The sequence below is a fragment of the Streptomyces sp. NBC_01264 genome (assembly GCF_026340675.1).
Taxonomy (GTDB): domain Bacteria; phylum Actinomycetota; class Actinomycetes; order Streptomycetales; family Streptomycetaceae; genus Streptomyces.
This window is the reverse complement of the sequence record NZ_JAPEOX010000001.1, coordinates 843,064-860,225: the sequence shown is the minus strand read 5'-3', so window position 1 is coordinate 860,225 and position 17,162 is coordinate 843,064. Positions and strand designations below refer to the sequence as shown.

The 17,162-nt window shown below is 72.7% G+C and carries 17 protein-coding genes and 1 pseudogene; 8 read left to right on the top strand and 10 right to left on the bottom strand.

Translation table 11 applies throughout. The features are described 5' to 3' along the window. Positions 1–22: 22 nt before the first annotated feature. The gene (locus OG435_RS03885) at positions 23–1,384 is read right to left on the bottom strand and encodes a hypothetical protein (protein WP_266875296.1); all 1,362 of its coding nucleotides are present in this window, start codon (positions 1,382–1,384) and stop codon (positions 23–25) included. Between the two features lie 194 nt (positions 1,385–1,578). Between OG435_RS03885 and OG435_RS03880 the strand changes: the two genes are divergently transcribed. The 8 genes from OG435_RS03880 (at position 1,579) to OG435_RS03845 (ending at position 8,674) form a co-directional block, all read left to right on the top strand. Next, a complete protein-coding gene (locus OG435_RS03880; protein WP_266875295.1) occupies positions 1,579–3,312 on the top strand; it encodes an IS1182 family transposase in 1,734 nt (577 codons plus the stop codon). A 203-nt stretch (positions 3,313–3,515) separates the two neighbouring features. Further along, a complete protein-coding gene (locus tag OG435_RS03875) occupies positions 3,516–3,653 on the top strand; it encodes a hypothetical protein (protein WP_266875294.1) in 138 nt (45 codons plus the stop codon). 534 nt (positions 3,654–4,187) lie between these two features. Continuing rightward, positions 4,188–4,700: a flavin reductase family protein gene (locus tag OG435_RS03870; protein WP_266875293.1), complete on the top strand. Its 513-nt coding sequence runs from the start codon at positions 4,188–4,190 to the stop codon at positions 4,698–4,700. A 141-nt stretch (positions 4,701–4,841) separates the two neighbouring features. After that, positions 4,842–4,997, top strand: a complete 156-nt coding sequence (locus tag OG435_RS03865; RefSeq protein WP_382744546.1) for a CsbD family protein — start codon at positions 4,842–4,844, stop codon at positions 4,995–4,997. A gap of 309 nt (positions 4,998–5,306) precedes the next feature. Continuing rightward, on the top strand, positions 5,307–6,317 hold the full coding sequence (locus OG435_RS03860; RefSeq protein WP_266875289.1) for a D-alanyl-D-alanine carboxypeptidase family protein: 1,011 nt from the start codon (positions 5,307–5,309) through the stop codon (positions 6,315–6,317). Between the two features lie 259 nt (positions 6,318–6,576). After that, positions 6,577–6,981: an ATP-binding protein gene (locus OG435_RS03855; RefSeq protein WP_266875287.1), complete on the top strand. Its 405-nt coding sequence runs from the start codon at positions 6,577–6,579 to the stop codon at positions 6,979–6,981. After that, entirely contained in the window at positions 6,872–7,840 is a 969-nt protein-coding gene (locus OG435_RS03850; protein WP_323187780.1) for a Ku protein, read from the top strand. The genes OG435_RS03855 and OG435_RS03850 overlap by 110 nt, the downstream gene beginning before the upstream one ends. A gap of 345 nt (positions 7,841–8,185) precedes the next feature. Further along, positions 8,186–8,674, top strand: coding sequence for a DUF6328 family protein (locus tag OG435_RS03845; protein ID WP_266875285.1), 489 nt, complete (start codon positions 8,186–8,188; stop codon positions 8,672–8,674). Between the two features lie 24 nt (positions 8,675–8,698). Here OG435_RS03845 and OG435_RS03840 read toward each other — a convergent pair whose 3' ends face one another. From OG435_RS03840 to hypB, 9 genes and pseudogenes are all read right to left on the bottom strand, one after another. Further along, the gene (locus OG435_RS03840) at positions 8,699–9,109 is read right to left on the bottom strand and encodes a DUF5133 domain-containing protein (protein ID WP_266881520.1); all 411 of its coding nucleotides are present in this window, start codon (positions 9,107–9,109) and stop codon (positions 8,699–8,701) included. A 356-nt stretch (positions 9,110–9,465) separates the two neighbouring features. Further along, positions 9,466–9,672 carry a hypothetical protein gene (locus tag OG435_RS03835; RefSeq protein ID WP_266882303.1) on the bottom strand — a complete coding sequence of 69 codons (207 nt, stop codon included), beginning with the start codon at positions 9,670–9,672 and terminating at the stop codon, positions 9,466–9,468. Positions 9,673–9,874: 202 nt separating this feature from the next. Further along, positions 9,875–10,300: pseudogene (locus OG435_RS03830) on the bottom strand (carboxylate-amine ligase); the annotation flags it as partial. A 65-nt stretch (positions 10,301–10,365) separates the two neighbouring features. After that, positions 10,366–11,205 (bottom strand): class II glutamine amidotransferase, encoded by an 840-nt coding sequence (locus OG435_RS03825; RefSeq protein WP_266875284.1) that lies wholly within the window; start codon positions 11,203–11,205, stop codon positions 10,366–10,368. A gap of 104 nt (positions 11,206–11,309) precedes the next feature. Next, positions 11,310–12,404 (bottom strand): hydrogenase expression/formation protein HypE, encoded by a 1,095-nt coding sequence (hypE, locus tag OG435_RS03820; RefSeq protein ID WP_323187779.1) that lies wholly within the window; start codon positions 12,402–12,404, stop codon positions 11,310–11,312. After that, on the bottom strand, positions 12,397–13,539 hold the full coding sequence (hypD, locus tag OG435_RS03815) for a hydrogenase formation protein HypD (protein WP_266875283.1): 1,143 nt from the start codon (positions 13,537–13,539) through the stop codon (positions 12,397–12,399). Before hypD ends, hypE begins: the two co-directional genes overlap by 8 nt. Continuing rightward, positions 13,536–13,832, bottom strand: coding sequence for a HypC/HybG/HupF family hydrogenase formation chaperone (locus OG435_RS03810; RefSeq protein WP_266875282.1), 297 nt, complete (start codon positions 13,830–13,832; stop codon positions 13,536–13,538). Before OG435_RS03810 ends, hypD begins: the two co-directional genes overlap by 4 nt. Next, positions 13,801–16,191: a carbamoyltransferase HypF gene (gene hypF, locus OG435_RS03805; protein ID WP_266875281.1), complete on the bottom strand. Its 2,391-nt coding sequence runs from the start codon at positions 16,189–16,191 to the stop codon at positions 13,801–13,803. Before hypF ends, OG435_RS03810 begins: the two co-directional genes overlap by 32 nt. Beyond that, positions 16,191–17,162, bottom strand: coding sequence for a hydrogenase nickel incorporation protein HypB (gene hypB, locus OG435_RS03800; RefSeq protein ID WP_266875280.1), 972 nt, complete (start codon positions 17,160–17,162; stop codon positions 16,191–16,193). The genes hypF and hypB overlap by 1 nt, the downstream gene beginning before the upstream one ends.

Below are 17,162 nucleotides of genomic sequence, written 5' to 3'. Positions count from 1 at the left end.
GCCCGGTGGGCGGGCCGCGGTCCTACTTCTTCTCCTTCACCTTGTTGGCGAGATCGTCGAGCGTCCCCTTGAGGATCTTCCCGAAGTTCGAGAATCCGGTGTCGGCCTGCCGGCGCACCTCGGCGATCGCGGTCTTGGCTTCGCCAATGGTCTTGTCGATGTCCGCGCCCACCTGTTCGGCCTTGGCCCCGGCCGCGAGGCTCACCTGGGCGATGGCCAGCTCGACGCTTGCCCGCTTGTGCCCCGATCCGTCGACCATGAGGGAGTCGAGCCCCATGTTCCTCACCATGGCGTTGTACGCGTCGTCGGTCAGCTCCTCTTCCAGCAGGTGCTCGGTGAGGGTTTTGAGGAGGTACCTTTCGTCGGGGTCCAGGGTGATCGCCCCCGCAGGGGCGGAGGGGCGGGGCGGGGCGCCTGCGGACACTGTGGCGACGAGCTTCTTGATGTCCTGCTCGATCTCGGCCGCGGTCCTCCGGGCGCCCTCGACGAGGTCGTTCCACCGGGACTCCGCAGGAACGACCTCCTCCTGCACGGTCTGGAGGGTCTGTTCCACGAGCGGCAGGGCAGCGGATCGCAGGTCACCGGATTCGATCATGGCCTGGCACACCCGGAACCTTTCCAGGCATTCCTCCAGCACGGCCAGTTTGAGGGTGAATTCGTTCTGGAGCTCCGGGAACTGTCCCAGCCATCCCCCGGCGAGGAGGGAACGGACCTCACGTGCGGTCGCATGGCCTTCCAGGCACGCCTTCCGGACCAGCATTCCCTTGCGCGTCGGGTTCGGTCCGATGCTGATGACGGCGTCCAGGATCTTCTCCGTGCCGTGCACCTTCGCCAGGACTTCGGCGACCGCCGACGCCCCGTCGCGCTGGGCGTAGTACTTCAGGATGAACTGCGCCGTGTCGACGATCTCCTGCACCAGAAGGAGCTGCTCGGCGGCGGCTGCGACGCGCTGCCCTGCGTTCTCCTCCTGCGCCTGGAGCTCGCTCACCTCCCAGAGACGGCGGGAGAGTTCGTCGTCGAATGCGCGCTGCCCGTCCGGTTCCGCACCCGTCAGCTGGTCCGCTCCGGTCTCGGGCGCCGGGGAGTCGGCGTCGGCGATGCGCTGTTCGGCCTGCCGCCGGGTCTCCGACACCTTCCGCTTCTCTTCCCAGACGATCGACTGGAATGCCTCGGCGGCCTCCTGGAGCGCGGGGATGGTGCTGGTGACCAGCTCTGGAATCCCCTGCTGCTGCCATTTCTCAATCTCGCGGATCAGAGCGGCCGCCTTGCTCAGCTCGACGACTCGCTGCTTCGCCGTGGCGGCCCGGACCACCCCCTCTTCGGTGATCGCGAGTACTTCCCTTTCGGCTGCCGGGGACGGCGGGGGCGGGGGCGGTGAGGTCATGCCTGTTCCTGTTCATGAGGTGGGGTGGTCAAAGGAGCCCGTGGGGCCGCCTTGCCTCATGAGTCTCCGCCGGCCCCGGACGTTTGTCGTGGCCCGAAAGATCCTGCTGGCCAAATGTCGTGTCCTGCGGTGAGGGCGGGCGGTTGGCATGGTGGTGGCCGGTTCTGTCGTTCCCGGCTGGTGGGGTGGGAGTCATGTCGTTGCTGCCGGAGCAGTGGCCCGAGGTCCCTGAGGTGACGGTGCGGGTCGCGCGGGCGGTGGCTGGTCGTGGGGCGCCGCCGTTGGCTATGCGGGTGCGGGATGAGCTGGGCGGGCTGTTCGCGGATGCCGAGTTCGCCGGGGCGTTCGGTCTGCGGGGCCGGCGGGGCTGGTCGCCGGGGCGGCTGGCGATGGTGACGGTGCTGCAGATGGCGGAGAACCTGACCGACCGCGCCGCCGCCCACCGGGTCCGGTTCGACCTGTCGTGGAAGTACTGCCTTGGCCTGGAGTTGGAGGACGTCGGCTTCGATGCCTCGGTGCTCTCGGAGTTCCGCACCCGGGTGGTCGAGCACGGCCTGGAGGAGCGGGTACTGGATCTGCTGCTGGCGGCATTGAAGGGCAAGGGCCTGGTCAAGGCTGGGGGTAAGCAGCGGACCGACTCCACCCACGTGCTGGCGGCGGTGCGGGACCTGAACCGCCTCGAGCTGTGCGGGGAGTCGGTGCGGGCCGCGCTGGAGGCGCTGTCCGCCGCGGCCCCGCACTGGGTGGCGCAGGCCGTGGACGTCCGTGGGTGGAACCGCCGCTACGGGCGGCGCATCGACGAGAGCTGGCGTCCCGCCAGCTCCAAAGCCAAGCGGGACGAACTCGTACTGGACTACGGCCGTGACGCGGTGGCCCTGCTGCGGGCGGTCCACAACCCTCACTCGCCCCTGTGGCTGCGCGAGCTGCCCGCGGTCCAGGTCCTGCGCCGGATCACTGTGCAGAACTACCTGGTCACCACCGGCGGCGACGGGCGGGAGGTGGTCAAGCGGCGGGAGGCGGACAAGGAGGGTCTCCCGCCCGGCAGACTGCGCCTGGCCTCGCCCTACGACCTCGACGCCCGCAACGGCACCAAGAACGCCCTACACTGGACCGGGTACAAACTGCACATCAGCGAGGTCTGCCAGCGGCCCCGGCCCGGCGGAGGGACCCCGCGGCCGGGACGCCGGGCGCGTCCGGACATCCCGAACGTGATCACACATGTCGCGACCACGGACGCGACCGTGCCCGATGTGAAGCTGGTCGAGCCCGTCCACCGGGCCCTCGCCGACCGGGGCCTGCTGCCCGCCGAGCACTACCTCGACTCCGGCTACGCAAGCGCGGAACTCCTCGCCGGGGCCCGGGCCGCCTTCGGGATCACCCTGGTCGCACCGCTCCTGGCGGGCACCTCCCGCCAGGACCGGGAGAACGCCGGTTACCAGCGCGAAGCCTTCACCATCGACTGGGACGCCGAGCAAGCCACCTGCCCCCAGGGCGCCACCAGCAGGTTCTGGAGCCCGGCCCGGCAACACGGCCGCGAAGGGATCGCGGTCCGCTTCGACGAGGCCGACTGCGGCCCCTGCCCGGTCAGAGCGGCATGCACCGACGCCACACGCCAGGGCCGCCAGCTCACCCTGCGCCCACGGGACCTGCAGGAACTGATCAACACGAACCACGCCGCCCAGCAGGACGCCGACTGGCAGACCACATACGCCCTGCGCGCCGGCGTCGAGGGCACCATCCGCCAGGCCACAGCCGTCACCGGTAACCGCAGGGCCCGCTATCGCGGCCTCGCGAAGACCCACCTCGAACACGTCTACTCCGCCGTCGCCCTCAACCTCATCCGCCTCGACGCCTGGTGGAACAACCAACCCCTCGACCACACCCGCACCAGTCACCTCGCGAGACTTGACCTCACCCTCACGGCCTGACTGCCCCCCACATTTGGCCAGCAGGATCCCGAAAGAGGAGCCGTAGGGGAGCTCCGGTTCACCGAAAGGGCACGTCGGGCGGAGTGCCGTGGGGCCCGCCCGACGCGCCGACAGGGGCACGGGCCCGCCGGCGATTGCCGCCTGCCACGTTGATGCCGCCGGGGCTGTTCACGTGGTTGTTGATCGCGACTTTGTTGAACGCCGTGACCACCCCGCTCAGGTTGATCGGCAGGATGGACCCGCCACCCCCGCCGCTCTGCGGGGTGACGGTGATGCTGAAGGTCCGGCTCGTGCTGTTCGCCGGAACGGCGCTGTCCGTCGCGGTGACCGTGAAAGAGTAGGTCCCGGCCGGTCCCGGCGGCGGCGGGCGTGCCGCTGAGCTGCCCGGCAGGGGGCGGCCGGGATCGTGTAGGCGGGCCTGCGGTGGCGGCCGTGTCACCTCAACGCTCCACCGGCTGCCTGGGAACGCGGCGTACGGACCTGACGCGCCGCGGGAGCGCGTGCGGTCGGCTTGGCGGCACCGCCACACCAGTACGTGCGTCTGCCCGCCGGCTACGCGACCGCAGGGGGCGCCCTCCTCGGACCTGCGTGGCCCGCAGAAGGTGGAAGGCGGCAGCTGCGGCAAGACCGTCATCAGCATCCGGAGGCTGCCCTGAGGTTGGTACCAGGGCAAAGGGTTTGTCCCGCTGCCGAAGCGGTGGGTGGTCGAGCCGACGAACGGGGCACTGATGCTGCACCGCCGTTCGTCCGGCCCGCGAGTACGACCACTGGCCCGACACATCCGCCTCAGGGGTCTACTGGACTTCCGCCGCGATCATGCCCGGTCGCCTGACCGCCCCGACCCCCACCTGGCGCGATGCCATCGGACTGGCCGCGTGAACATCACCGAACCACAGGCGCGGGACGGCCCCGTGTACGTCGTCACGGCCGCGGCGTCCGCTACCGGTAGCGGACGGGAGGCCGGGGCCACGGACGAGCGGGCGGGCTGCCTCGCCGGCTTCGCCTCGGAGTGCTCGATCAGGCCGCCGCGCTTCCTGGTGTGGCTGTCCACGCTCAACCACACGTACCGCGTCGTGTGCGGGGCGTCGCACCTCGCGGTGCACGTGCTCGGCCGCGACCAGCGGGAGCTGGCGGAGCTGTTCGGGAGCGAGACGGGCGACCGGACGGACAAGTTCGCCCGCGCCGAGTGGGTGCCCAGCGCGGACGGCAGCCCCCTGCTGACCGGCGCACCCGCATGGTTCGTCGGCCGGATCGAGGCACGGGTCGACGGCGGCGACCACACGGGCTTCCTCCTGGCGCCCACCGAGGCTTCCCCGGCCCTCCGGGACGTGCCCGAGCTGCTCCGGTACGGCGACGTCAGGGAGATCGCCCCCGGACACCCGGCCTGAACCGCGCGCGGGGAGCGGGGAGCCCTGAGTGCGGAACCGAGAGCGCGGAGCCGCAGGTTTACGGGAAGGACATTCGGACAGACGAGCCATGTCAGATGATCGCCAACGATCGGAGTGAGAACCGTGTCGGGTGAGCAGAAGATGAAGGCCAAGAAGGAGCAGGCCAAGGGCAAGGCCAAGGAAGCGATGGGCCGTGCCGTCGGCAACGAGAGGCTCACCGCCGAGGGGCGCGCGGAGCAGATGAAGGGTGATGCCCGCCAGGCCAAGGAGAAGGCCAAGGACGTCCTCAAGGACTAGCGCGGCAGGCGACTCCGGCGACACCGAAGCATGAGCGGCCACGGCCTCCTCCCCGGGAACGGGTGACGGAGGCCGTGGCCGTACGCGCGCTACGCGGTCGGGCCGGTGCGGTGCGTCCCCGGGTCGGTGGGCCCGCTGTGGAACCGATACACGGTGGAGCGCTCACCGAAGGACAGCGGCAGGGGTTCCGATGGGTTGGGCGGCCATGCTGCGGTGTGTGCCCCTCCGCCGCCGGACGAGCCGGGCCCGGACCGTTCCGGGTGCGGCCGGGCACCTCCCCCCACCGCCGTACCCGATCCCGGGAGTGCCATGTCCGTCCACGCCTTCCTCCGCCGGTCCGCCGAACTGCCCGGGCGGGGCCGGCTCGCGGCCTGCCGCGCCGGTGACGCGGCCGTCGCCGCTGCCCACCGTGCGGTGTCGGCGGCGCCGCTGCCCTGGCCCCACGAGGGCCAGGCGAGGGTGGAGGTGGAGGGGGTCGGCAGCCTCGGCACGGTCGGCGAGCAGCGGCCGGTGCCCATCGCGAGCATCACCAAGGTGATGACCGCCTACGTGGTCCTGCGCGAGCATCCCCTGGGCCCGCGGGACTGCGGCCCCACGGTCCGCGTCGACAGGGCCGCCGCCCGCGAGTCGGGTTCCACGATCGAATCGGTGGTGCCCGTCGAGGAGGGGCAGGAGTTCCCCCTGCGGCAACTGCTCTCGTACATGCTGATCCCCTCGGGCAACAACATCGCCAGGCTCCTCGCCCGCTGGACGGCCGGTTCCGAGGCGGCCTTCGTGCGCCGGATGAACGAGGCGGCCGTGGAGCTCGGCATGGCCCGCACCCGGTTCACCGGCTCCTGCGGCATGGACGTCGGGAACACCAGCACGGCCGTCGACCTGCTCGTCCTGGCCCGCGCGGTCATGCGGGACGAGGCGTTCCGGACCATCGTCGCCACCCCCTCGGTCCGCCTCCCGGGAGACGGGGGCGAGGCGCGCACCACCAACCGGCTGCTCGGCCGGCACGGTGTGGCCGGGTTGAAGACGGGCACGAGCACCCCGGCCGGGGGCAACGTCCTGTGGGCCGCGTACAAGGACGTCGACGGCAGCCCCAAGCTGGTCCTCGGCGCCGTGCTCGCCCAGCGCAGCGGCTGCTCCCCGGTGCGCGCCCGGGCGGCCGTCTGGGCCCACAGCCGGCGCCTGGTCGAAGCCGTGCAGCGGGCACCCTTCGACGAACTCGCGGCACTCGGGCCGTCCGCGCCCGCGACGCCCTCCTCCCTGACACCGCGGGCCCCCGGCGCGGAGAGGGTGGGAGCCCTGTCCGGTCGCGGGCGAGCCGGGTAGGCGGTCAGGTACCAGGAGGGACGGACCCGGGTACGCCCGGCCTCCGGTGAGTGCTCCGTACGGCCCCGGCGGGGCCCCGGCGCCGCGGGCGGGAACGGATCCCGGTGCGGTAGGGGCACCTCGGGGCCGCCGAACGTGGTGAACCCGCGTGGAATGGGTACGCGCACCGATGTGGACACCACCCCTCCTCGGGCGGCCGGTACCGTCGATTCCGGCGGTTGGGTCCGGGGAAGCGAGAGTGGAGACCGCAGGAGCGGGGATGACTCTCCATCTGAGCAAGCACAGCGATCTTGACGGGACGACCGCGGCCGCCACGGCCCGCGACCTCACCCGGCACTTCTTCGACGACGCCTCGCGCGGCGGCCGCTCCGTGGCGCCCGAGGCCAGGGACACGACGCTGCTGCTCGTCAGCGAACTCGTCACCAACGCGATCCGGCATACACCGGCAGGCTGCGTGCTGGACCTCGAACTGGAGCCCGACGAGATCGCCATCGCCGTCACCGACTACAGCGACGCGGAGCCGCGGCTGAGAACGCCCGATCTGGAGGGCGGCGGTGGATGGGGCTGGGCCCTGGTCCACCGGCTCGGCAGCGGCGTACGGATCCGGCACCGGCCGGGCGGCAAGACCATCCACACCGGTGTCCGGCTGTCCCTGCCGCGATGATCTCGGCGGGGCCGGCCCGTGCGTGCGTACCGCCCCTCCGGGTAGGCGCCGGACACGATCGAGGGGCGAGGAGGTGCCCTTCGAGGAGATCGTCAAGGGCTTCGACGACGGCGACGCGTACGTGCTCGTGGAGCCGGAGGAGCTGGACGAGATCGCGCCGGGCCGGTCCAGGTCGCTCGACATCGAAGGGTTCGTGGACCTGGCCGAAGTCGATCCGATCTTCTTCGACGCGACGTACTACCTGGCGCCGAAGGGCAAGGAGTACGGGAAGATCTACAGCCTCGTGGAGCAGGCCCTCGCCAAGGCGGAGAAGGCGGGGATCGCCAGGTTCGTGATGCGCAGCCACGAGTACCTCGTCGCCGTGAAGGCGGAGAACGGGCTGCTCACCTGCCACACGCTCCACTGGGCCGACGAGATCCGCGATCCCCGTGCGGAGATCGACTCCCTGCCGCGCAGGGTCAAGGCCGGGCAGAAGGAACTGAGCATGGCCGAGCAGCTGGTCGAGGCGCTCAGCATGGAAGGGAAACCAGAGGAGTTCCACGACACGTTCCGGGAGAAGGTCGCCGCCCTGATCAAGGCGAAGCGGGCGGGCGAGAGCGTGGAGGAGGCGGAGCCCGCGGCCGAGTCCACCCACGTGGTCGACCTCTCCGAGGCCCTGCGTGCCAGCGTCGAGCGGGCCAGGGGCACACCGGGGGAGCGGAGCATGACCAAGGCGGAGCTCTACAAGAAGGCCGCGGCGGCAGGGATCCCCGGTCGCTCGAACATGACCCGGGACGAACTCCGCGACGCGCTCACCGCCTCCGACACGGACTCCAGCACCAGCACCGGCTCCGGACGCGGCTCGCGCAGGGCGGCCTGACCGGGCGGAGCGCGCATCAGGGGCTCCGCCCGGCATCCGGGAGCGGGCCCCTGCGGGGTTGGCCCGGGCGGGAGCGGGCAGGCGCCGCAGTGCACACACCGTCCGCAAGGAGCGGAGCCATGACGAACGCGAAGGTGAACGCGACCGCACCGCACACGCCCAGGCCGGTCCCGGCGCCCCTCCCCGACCCGGAGCCGATGCCGATGCCCGAACCGTCGCCGGCGCCCCCGACCAGGTAGCCGGGCGGCCCTCTGCCGGACCGAAGAGGCGGTCGGCCGGACGCATCAGGTCCGGGCCCGGGGGCAGACGGGACCTGAGGGGACGAGGACCATTCCGGGAGGCCCGATGGTGAACGGCACGGACCAGCAGGGACGCGACGAGTCGCCGGAGGAGCGCGCGGACCGGCAGTGGCAGGAGCTCGTCCAGGAGATACGGGTCGCTCAGACGGGTGTCCAGATCCTGTTCGGATTCCTGCTCACAGTGGTCTTCGCCCCGGTGTTCGCGTCGCTCGCGCAGACCGAGAAGACGATCTACGTGGTGACGGTGGTCCTGGGCTCCCTGGCGACCGGCGCCCTGATCGGCCCCGTGGCCTTCCACCGCCTCGTCTCGGGGCGCAGGATCAAGCCCGAGGCCGTCGCGTGGGCCGCGCGCCTGACCTCCACCGGTCTCGTGCTGCTGCTGGCCACCTGTACCTCGGCCCTGCTGCTCGTCCTCAGGGTCGCGACCGACAACGCCCTCGCTACGTGGCTCGTCAGCGGGGTGTTCACCTGGTACGTGCTGTGCTGGTTCCTGCTGCCCCTGTGGGCACGCATCCGCTACACCGCCAACCGCTGACCGCCGCCGTACGGCCACCTCGTTCTACCCCGTCGCGGCGAGCTGTTCCTCCGCGGCGGCGATGGCCTGGAGGGCGGTGGGCCTGCCCATGAGTACGCACAGGGTGTACGCGGTGTCGTCCATGGCCCGCAGGGCCCCGGGGTCGTGCGGGGAGGCCGCGAGGCGGGCCTGGCAGCCGCGCAGCCGGGTCAGCACCTCCTCGGTCCGGGCCGGATTCGGCGCGAGCCCGGCGTCGCGGGGCGCGCCCGCCGGGCCGTGGGTCCGGGCGGCCTCGACGGCGCGGCGCAGGGCGCGTTCGAGGCGGGCCGGGAGGGCGGTGCCGCACGAGGTGGCGGTCACCGCGGCCGCGAGGTCCTGCACGGCGACGTGGGCCAGGTCCGCGGCCGTCGCGAGGATGCGCAGCGCGTCGCGCGCCGAGCAGGGGGTCGTGGCCATGAGCATCCCGACGGCCCAGTTGCCCGTGGGCGCCGGCGCCGGCGCCGGGTGCCCGTGCGTCCGGGCGGCGGGGGCCTGTCGGCCCGGTGGGGCGGGTTCGGGTGTCGGCACGAGGTTCCTCCGGTCCGGGTCGGTGGGGTCGGGTCGGTGGGGCGGTGCGGTGGTCCGCGTACGGACGCTATGCCCGCCGTCTGAGCACGGACGGCGCGGCGCGCTGGTTCGGTGCTCGAACAACCCCATGACCCGTTCGCACGATCGGTCCGGCCCCCGACACGCCCCAGGGCAGGACGGCTGTGCGGGACGGTCCGGTACCTTCGCCGCCCAGCATCCAGGTCCATCACCTCGGCCCAGCGGTCTCAGCCCGCGGCCACGGCCACGACGAGGCTGTCCACGACCCGGCCGAGCCGTCCGTGACGCAGGTGCGCGGCGCGCTGGCGGGCCGCCCCGGTGCCTTCGGTCCGGACCTCCTCCAGCAGGGCGTCGACGAGCTCCGAGTCGCCCGACGCCGCGAGTCCGGGCGCGGCCCGGTCCCGTAGCCGGGCGAGCAGCGTCCACGCGGGCACCGGGGCGCCGTCGACCGGGTCCAGGCCGTCGCCGTGCAGGCCGCGCAGTGTTCGTACCCGGCTTCGTCGAGGTCCGGGGCCGGCTCGACGGTCGGCCGGCGGGCGTGCTCCACGGCCCGCCAGCTCGCGTACCCGGAGTTCCCCCCCGGTCGAAGGGGGAGTTGGCCGCGAGGGCCTGGAGCACGGGCAGCCAGGGGTGCATCCGGTTGGCGACGTCGAGGGCCTGAGCCCGGCAGTCGACGCCGATGTGGACGTGGCAGCCGCAGACCGCCTGGTCGTAGTCGCCGAGGACCGCGGCGAAGCGGGATTCCATCCGGCGGTAGCGCTCGTCGCGCGTGACGGTCGGCGGATGCTCGGGCGGTACGACGGGGGTTCCCGCGGCCAGCAGCAGGCACTCCTCGGCGGCCGCGGCGCGGATCACCTCGGCCCGGATCCGGGCCGGCTCCGATCTGAGCGCCGCGGGGTCCGAGGTGGGGCTGGTGCAGACCTCCACCTGGGCGGTGAAGAACTCCGGCTGGACCAGCGGCCCGAGCGTGCGGGCGGCGGCTTCTATGACGCCGGGGCCGCGCCCCACCGGGGCCCGGCTGCCGCGGTCGACGAGGAGGAACTCCTCCTCCTCCACGCCCATCGTCAGGACCGGGACCCGCCCGGGGACGCCCTCGCGGACCCCGGCGGCCGGATCCGGCACGGCCGTCAGTCGAGTGCGGGGAAGAAGGGCAGGTAGTCCTGGTCGCCGTCGGAGGGGATCACCGTGTAGCTGGCTTCGGGAAGCTCGTTCCACATTCCGGGCAGGTCTCCCAGCGGCTCGGAGACCACGAGGCGCGAGTCGTCGGAGATGTCCTCGAGGAACTCCACCTCGGGGTGGAGGTGGCGGATCGTGTCGGCGCGGCTGCTGTAGAAGAGCGACCGGGAGGCACCCCGGCTGGAATAGCGGAATGCCCAGAGCCGCTCTCCGTCGCTGATGGCCAGGGTCATCTGGACCGGTTCGGCGACGCCGTGCTCCTTGCCGAGCCGCTCCACGAGCCCGGTCATCCTGGCCACCGCCCCCGGGACGTCCTGGTCCAGCCCGAAGGTCACCGCCAGGTAGAACATGACCTCGGAGTCGGTGGACCCCTCGATGGACGGGAAGAGGGCCGGGTCGACGGCCAGGCAGAGGTCCCGCTGCAGCCGCGGGAAGTCCGCGATGGCCCCGTTGTGCATCCACAGCCACCGGCCGTGCCGGAACGGATGGCAGTTGGTCTGCTGTACGGCCGAACCCGTCGAGGCGCGGACGTGTGCGAAGAACAGGGGCGAGCGGACGTGGGCGGCGAGCTCGCGCAGGTTGCGGTTGTTCCAGGCCGGTGCGACGTCCCGGAAGACGGCCGGCGTGCCGTCTCCGTTGCCGCTGTACCAGCCGAGGCCGAAGCCGTCGCTGTTCGTCGTCTCGACGCCCATCCTGGCGTGCAGGCTCTGGTTGATCAGGGAGTGCTCGGGCCGGTAGAGAACCGTATCGAGCAGCATGGGCGAACCCGAGTACGCGAGCCACCGGCACATCGCACCATCCCCTTCGCGGCCTGCTCCGAGCCTAACCCGGTACGCGGCCGCGGTCCTGGCATCCGCGGCGGCGGGGCGCGCCGCGGCGGATGCCAGGACCGTGCTCAGCAGATCCGCGGCAGTTGCTCACCGATCGGCAGGTCGACCACGCGGGTGCCGCCCAGCCGGGTGCGGGCCACGACCATGCCCGGGTGGGCCTCCACGGCCTCGCCGATCACGGTCGCGCCCCGCCCCAGCGGATGCGCCCGCATCGCGTCGAGCACGGCCTCGGCGTGCTCGCGCGGTACGAAGGCCACGAGCTTGCCCTCGTTGGCCACGTAGAACGGGTCCAGGCCGAGGATCGAGCAGGCGTTGGCGACGGCCGGGGGCACCGGCACCCGGGCCTCGTGGACGAGGACACCGGTGCCGGAGGCCGTGGCGATCTCGTTGAGAGCGGCGGCCAGACCGCCCCGGGTGGGGTCGCGCAGGACGTGCAGGTCCGGGGTGACCGCGAGCATGCTCCGTACGAGGCCTCCCAGCGGAGCGCAGTCGCTCTCCACGTCCACCCCGAACTCCAGGCCTTCGCGCACGCTCATGATGGCCACGCCGTGCAGCCCGATCTCACCGCTGACGATGACGACGTCGCCCGGGACGACCCGCTGCGCGCGCAGGTCCACCCCCGCCGGGATGACGCCGATGCCCGCGGTGTTGATGTAGACGCCGTCCCCGTGCCCGCTCTCCACGACCTTGGTGTCCCCGGTGACCACCTCCACCCCGGCGGCGCGGGCGGCCTCGCCCATCGCGCGGGCGACCCGAGAGACGACGGACATCTCGATGCCCTCCTCCAGGATGAACCCGCAGGAGAGGTAGGCCGGTTCGGCCCCCGACATGGCCAGGTCGTTGACCGTGCCGTTGACCGCCAGGTCACCGATGCAGCCGCCCGGGAAGAACAGCGGACGCACGACGTAGGAGTCCGTGGAGAAGGCCAGCCGCACGCCCCCGAGGGTGAGCGTGGCGGAGTCCCCGAGCTGGGCGAGGGCGGCGCCGCCGAACTCCGGGAGGAAGAGGTGCTCGACGAGTTCGGCGGACAGCGCGCCGCCTCCGCCGTGGCCCATCACCACCCGGGGATGGTCGCGCAGCGGCGCCGGGCAGGTCCAGCCGGTGATGTCCAGGGGCGCGGTCTCTGCGGGTGATGTCTCGGCGGGTGCGGTCTCAGCCAACGGGGCTCGCCTCCAGCGGCGTCGTCGGGGAGGCCGGCGCGGCCTGGAGGTCTAGCCGGCGGTAGAGGTAGTACGCGGCGCAGGCGCCCTCGCTGGAGACCATCGTGGCGCCGAGCGGGTTGCGCGGCGTGCACAGGGTGGCGAAGGCCTCGCACTCGTGCGGCTTGATGAGTCCCTGGAGCACCTCGCCGCTGCGGCACTCGGCGGGCTCCCGCGTGGTGATCCCGGTGACCGAGAAGCGGTGCTCGGCGTCGAACTCCCGGTAGCGCTCGGACAGTCGCCAGCCGCTGTCCGGGATGATTCCGATGCCGCGCCAGGCCCGGTCCGTGACCTCGAAGACGTCCTCCAGCATGGCGAGTGCGGCGGGGTTGCCCTCCGGGCGGACGGCTCGCTCGTACGCGTTCTCCACGGTGTGCTCGCCCCGTTCGAGCTGGAGCACGGTGCGCCGGACGCCTTCGAGGATGTCCAGCGGCTCGAAGCCCGTCACCACGATCGGCACCCGGTACCGCGCCGCGAGCTCGGGGTACTCCGCCGTCCCCATCACGCTGCACACGTGCCCGGCGGCGAGGAAGCCCTGCACCCGGCAGCTCGGGGAGCGCATGATGGCCTCGATGGCCGGGGGGACCCGTACGTGGGAGACCAGCAGGCTGAAATTGGTGATGCCCAGCCGCTTCGCCTGGTGCACCGTCATCGCGTTCGGCGGGGCCGTGGTCTCGAAGCCGATGCCGAAGAACACCACCTCCCGGTCCGGGTTCTGCCGGGCGACGGTCAGGGCGTCGAGCGGAGAGTAGACCACCCGTACGTCACCGCCCTCGCTGCGGACGCGGAACAGGTCGCGGCCGGTCCCGGGGACCCGGAGCATGTCGCCGAAGGAGCAGAAGATCACGCCCGGCCGGGAGGCGATCTCCAGCGCCTTGTCGATGACCTCCAGCGGGGTGACACAGACGGGACACCCCGGTCCGTGGATCAACTCGACCTGATCCGGTAGGAGTTGATCGATCCCGTGCCGAATGATGGTGTGGGTCTGGCCGCCGCACACCTCCATCAGCGCCCAGGGGCGGGTCACCGTGGAGTGGATCTCGTCCAGGAGCCGCCGCGCGAGTGCGGGATCCTGGAACTCGTCGATGTACTTCACCGCGGCCCTCCCTCGCCACCGTCGGCGGCGTCCGCCGCCAGCTCCCAGGGGTCGCCGAACTCCTCCTGGAGCATGCCGAGTTCCGCGAACAACTCCAGGGTCTGCTTGGCGGACTCCTCGTCGAGACGCTGGAGGGCGAAGCCCACGTGGACGATGGCGTACTCGCCGACCTGGAGGTCCGGCAGGTACTCCAGGCACACCTCCTTCTGCACGCCGCCGAAGTCGACCGTGGCCATCCGGGTGCCGTCTCTGTCCGCGATGTCAAGCACTCTGCCGGGTACCGCCAAGCACATGGGCGTCTCCTCGCTGTGGGGGGTCGGTGACGCCGCGGGCGGCCGCCACCACGAGCTGACCGAGTGCCAGCCCGCCGTCGTTCGGCGGGACCTGGCGGTGCCGCAGTACGGTGAATCCGAGCTCGCGCAGGGCGCGGGCACAGGACGAGGACAACAGGGTGTTGGCGAAGACCCCGCCGGTCAGCACCACCGTGTCCAGGGCGTGCCGTTCGCGTGCCAGGACGCACAGGTCGGCGACGAGTCCGGTGGCGGCGGCGTGGAAGCGCGCCGCGATCACGGACGGGTCCGCCCCCGCCCGCAGGTCGGCCACCACCGACGCCAGCAAGGGGGCCGGATCGGCGGTGACGGGGTCCTCGCGGCCGGGTGCCGGATGGTTCAGGGCGAAGGCGTAGGGGAGCGGCCCCGGGCCCTTCGCCGCCCGCAGCGCGGCGGATTCGAGCTCCATCGCGGCCTGGGCCTCGTACCCGGAGTGCTGGCAGATGCCCGCCAGGGAGGAGACGCTGTCGAAGAGCCGCCCCATGCTGGACGTGGCGACACAGTTCAAGCCGAGCTCCAATTGCCTCGACAGCACCCGGAGTTCCTCCTCCGGGCAGCTGCGCGCACACGGCAGGTCCGGATCCCAGGGGATGCCCGCCGCCCGCAGGTGCGACAGGGCCATGCGGTACGGCCGGCGCACCGCGGCGTCACCGCCCGGCAGCGGCACGTACGCGAGGTGGGCGAAGCGGGTGTACCCGGCGTAGTCGGCGAGGAGCACCTCGCCGCCCCACACCGCGCCGTCGTCACCGTAGCCGGTGCCGTCGAACGCGACGCCGATCACCCGGCGGCCGCCGTCCAGGCCGTGTTCGGCCAGCGCGGACGCGATGTGCGCGTGATGGTGCTGGACGCGCACCAGCGGCCGGCCGGCCGCGTTGCGGGCCGCCCACCGGCCCGACCGGTACCCGGGATGCCGGTCGGTGGCCAGCAGGACGGGAGCGACTCCGGTGACGGACTCCAGCTGCCGTTCGGCCCGCTCGAAGGCGATCTGCGTGGCCAGGTCGTCCATGTCGCCGATGTGCGCCGAGAGCCAGGCCCGGCGGCCCTCCCCGAGGCAGAGGGCGTTCTTCAGGTCGCCCCCCGTCGCCAGCGTGGCGGGGACCGGGAACGGCAGCGGCACCGGCAGCGGCGCGTAGCCGCGCGAGCGCCGGACCAGCAGCTCGGCGCCGTCGCAGACCCGGACCACGGAGTCGTCGCACGGGACGTGGATGGGCCGGTCGTGCGTGAGCCAGCCGTCGGCGAGGCCGGCCAGCCGCTCCAGGGCCTCGTCCTCCTCGGTGACGATGGGCTCACCCGCGAGGTTCCCGCTGGTCATGACGAGCAGGGCGGGCCCCGGGGGGTCGCCGGGAAGCCCGAACAGCAGGTGGTGGAGCGGGGTGTACGGGAGCATGACGCCGAGGTCGGGGCTGCGCGGAGCGACCTCCTCGGCCGGTCCGGCGACCCCGGGCCGCCTGCGGAGCAGCACGATGGGCCGGACGCTCCCGGTGAGCAGGGCGCGTTCCTCGGGGCCGAGGTGCGCGAGCCGCTCCGCCTCGGCGAGGTCGCGCGCCATCACGGCGAACGGCTTGTCGCCGCGGGACTTGCGCCGGCGCAGTTCCGCCACGGCCTCGGGGCGGGTGGCGTCGCAGGCCAGGTGGTAGCCGCCGAGCCCCTTGACCGCCAGGATCGCGCCCCGGGCCAGCATGCGGCGTGCCCCGGCGACCGGATCCGTACCGGCGGGCTCGTACGGCTCGCGCCCGGCGCCGGCGACCAGCAGCCGCAGCCGGGGACCGCAGGCGGGGCAGGCGACGGGCTGGGCGTGGAAGCGCCGGTCGGCCGGATCGGCGTACTCGCCGGCGCAGTCGGGGCACATGGGGAAGCCGGCCATGGTCGTGTGCACGCGGTCGTAGGGCAGTCCGGTGACGATCGTGAAGCGGGGGCCGCAGTGCGTGCACGTGATGAAGGGGTGCCGGTGGCGGCGGTCGGCCGGGTCCGCCAGTTCCGCGAGGCAGGCGGCGCACGTGGCCGTGTCCGGGGACACCAGGGTCCGGGCCGGGCCGCCGCTCCGGGACGCGATGATCGTGAATCCGGCGTCGCCGACCAGCGGCACCTCGCAGTGCTCCACGGCGTCCACCACGGCCAGCGGCGGTGCGTCGGCCGCGAGGCGCTCGCAGAACGCGGAGACGGCGGCCGCCGCTCCCTCGACCTCGGTCACCACTCCCTCCGGGGTGTTGGTGACGTGTCCGGCCAGACCCAGCCCGGTGGCGCGGGCGTAGACGTACGGCCGGAAGCCCACGCCCTGCACCACGCCCTGGACGGTGACCCGGCGGCGCTGCACGGACTCCATCAGCGGGTGTGCGCTTGCGCTGCCGCTGGGGGACCGGACGGCAGCGGTGTGTGCCCCTGGCCGTGTGCTTGGCCGTGTTCCGGGCCGTGTCCATGGGCGTGCGCCTGGCCATGCTCCGGGCCGTGCCCGTGCCCGTGCCCGGGCCCGTGGTCGTGATCGTGCCCGTCCCCCGGCCCGTGCGTGTGGCCGTCGTGGTGGTGGCCGTGGCTGTGGCTGTCCCCGTGGCTGTGCCCATGGACACCGTCCGCGCCGCCGCCCGCACCGGGGCTCGGCGTCTGCGCGCGGGCGCCGGCCATCACCGGGGTGTGCGCCGCGGCTCCCGCTCCGACCGCCTGCGCCAGGTCCAGCAGGAGGCCGACGCCCTCGCCGGTGCGGGCCGAGGTGAGCACCACCTCCACCCCCGGGTTGACCTGCTGGACGTTCGCGCGGAAGGCCGCCTCGTCGAACTCGACGGCCCGCGCGATATCGGTCTTGGTGACGACGACGAGCTGGGCCAGGCCGAAGGCCGTCGGGTACTTCAGCGGTTTGTCCTCGCCCTCGGTCACGGACGCGAGGACCACGCGCAGCGACTCCCCGAGGTCGTACGAGGCCGGGCAGACCAGATTGCCGACGTTCTCGACGAAGAGCAGCCGCGTCTCCTCGGGCAGCCAGCCGTGCAGGTGGCGGCCCAGCATCACGGCCTCCAGATGACAGAGCCCGTCCGTGAGCACCTGCTTGACCGGCGCCCCCGAACGGGCCAGCCGGACCGCGTCGTTCTCGGTGGCCAGGTCCGCGGTCAGGGCCGCGACGGCCACCCCGCGTTCCGCGCCGAGCACCAGTTCCCGCTCCAGCAGCGCGGTCTTGCCGCTGCCCGGACTGGAGAGCATGTTGACCACCGTCGTGCCGCGGGCGGTGAGTTCGGCGCGCAGGGCCTGCGCGGCCCCGTCGTTCTTGGCGAGTACCGCCTGTTGCAGGTCGACCACTCGGCACAT

Bases quoted from the DNA above. Each gene is read 5' to 3' on its own strand.
- OG435_RS03885 (WP_266875296.1), bottom strand. From the start codon at position 1,384: ATGACCTCACCGCCCCCGCCCCCGCCGTCCCCGGCAGCCGAAAGGGAA.
- OG435_RS03855 (WP_266875287.1), top strand. From the start codon at position 6,577: ATGACTCTCCATCTGAGCAAGCACAGCGATCTTGACGGGACGACCGCG.
- OG435_RS03810 (WP_266875282.1), bottom strand. From the start codon at position 13,832: ATGTGCTTGGCGGTACCCGGCAGAGTGCTTGACATCGCGGACAGAGAC.
- OG435_RS03865 (WP_382744546.1), top strand. From the start codon at position 4,842: ATGAAGGCCAAGAAGGAGCAGGCCAAGGGCAAGGCCAAGGAAGCGATG.
- OG435_RS03860 (WP_266875289.1), top strand. From the start codon at position 5,307: ATGTCCGTCCACGCCTTCCTCCGCCGGTCCGCCGAACTGCCCGGGCGG.
- OG435_RS03845 (WP_266875285.1), top strand. From the start codon at position 8,186: ATGGTGAACGGCACGGACCAGCAGGGACGCGACGAGTCGCCGGAGGAG.
- OG435_RS03825 (WP_266875284.1), bottom strand. From the start codon at position 11,205: ATGTGCCGGTGGCTCGCGTACTCGGGTTCGCCCATGCTGCTCGATACG.
- OG435_RS03880 (WP_266875295.1), top strand. From the start codon at position 1,579: ATGTCGTTGCTGCCGGAGCAGTGGCCCGAGGTCCCTGAGGTGACGGTG.
- hypB (WP_266875280.1), bottom strand. From the start codon at position 17,162: ATGTGCCGAGTGGTCGACCTGCAACAGGCGGTACTCGCCAAGAACGAC.
- hypF (WP_266875281.1), bottom strand. From the start codon at position 16,191: ATGGAGTCCGTGCAGCGCCGCCGGGTCACCGTCCAGGGCGTGGTGCAG.
- OG435_RS03840 (WP_266881520.1), bottom strand. From the start codon at position 9,109: ATGGCCACGACCCCCTGCTCGGCGCGCGACGCGCTGCGCATCCTCGCG.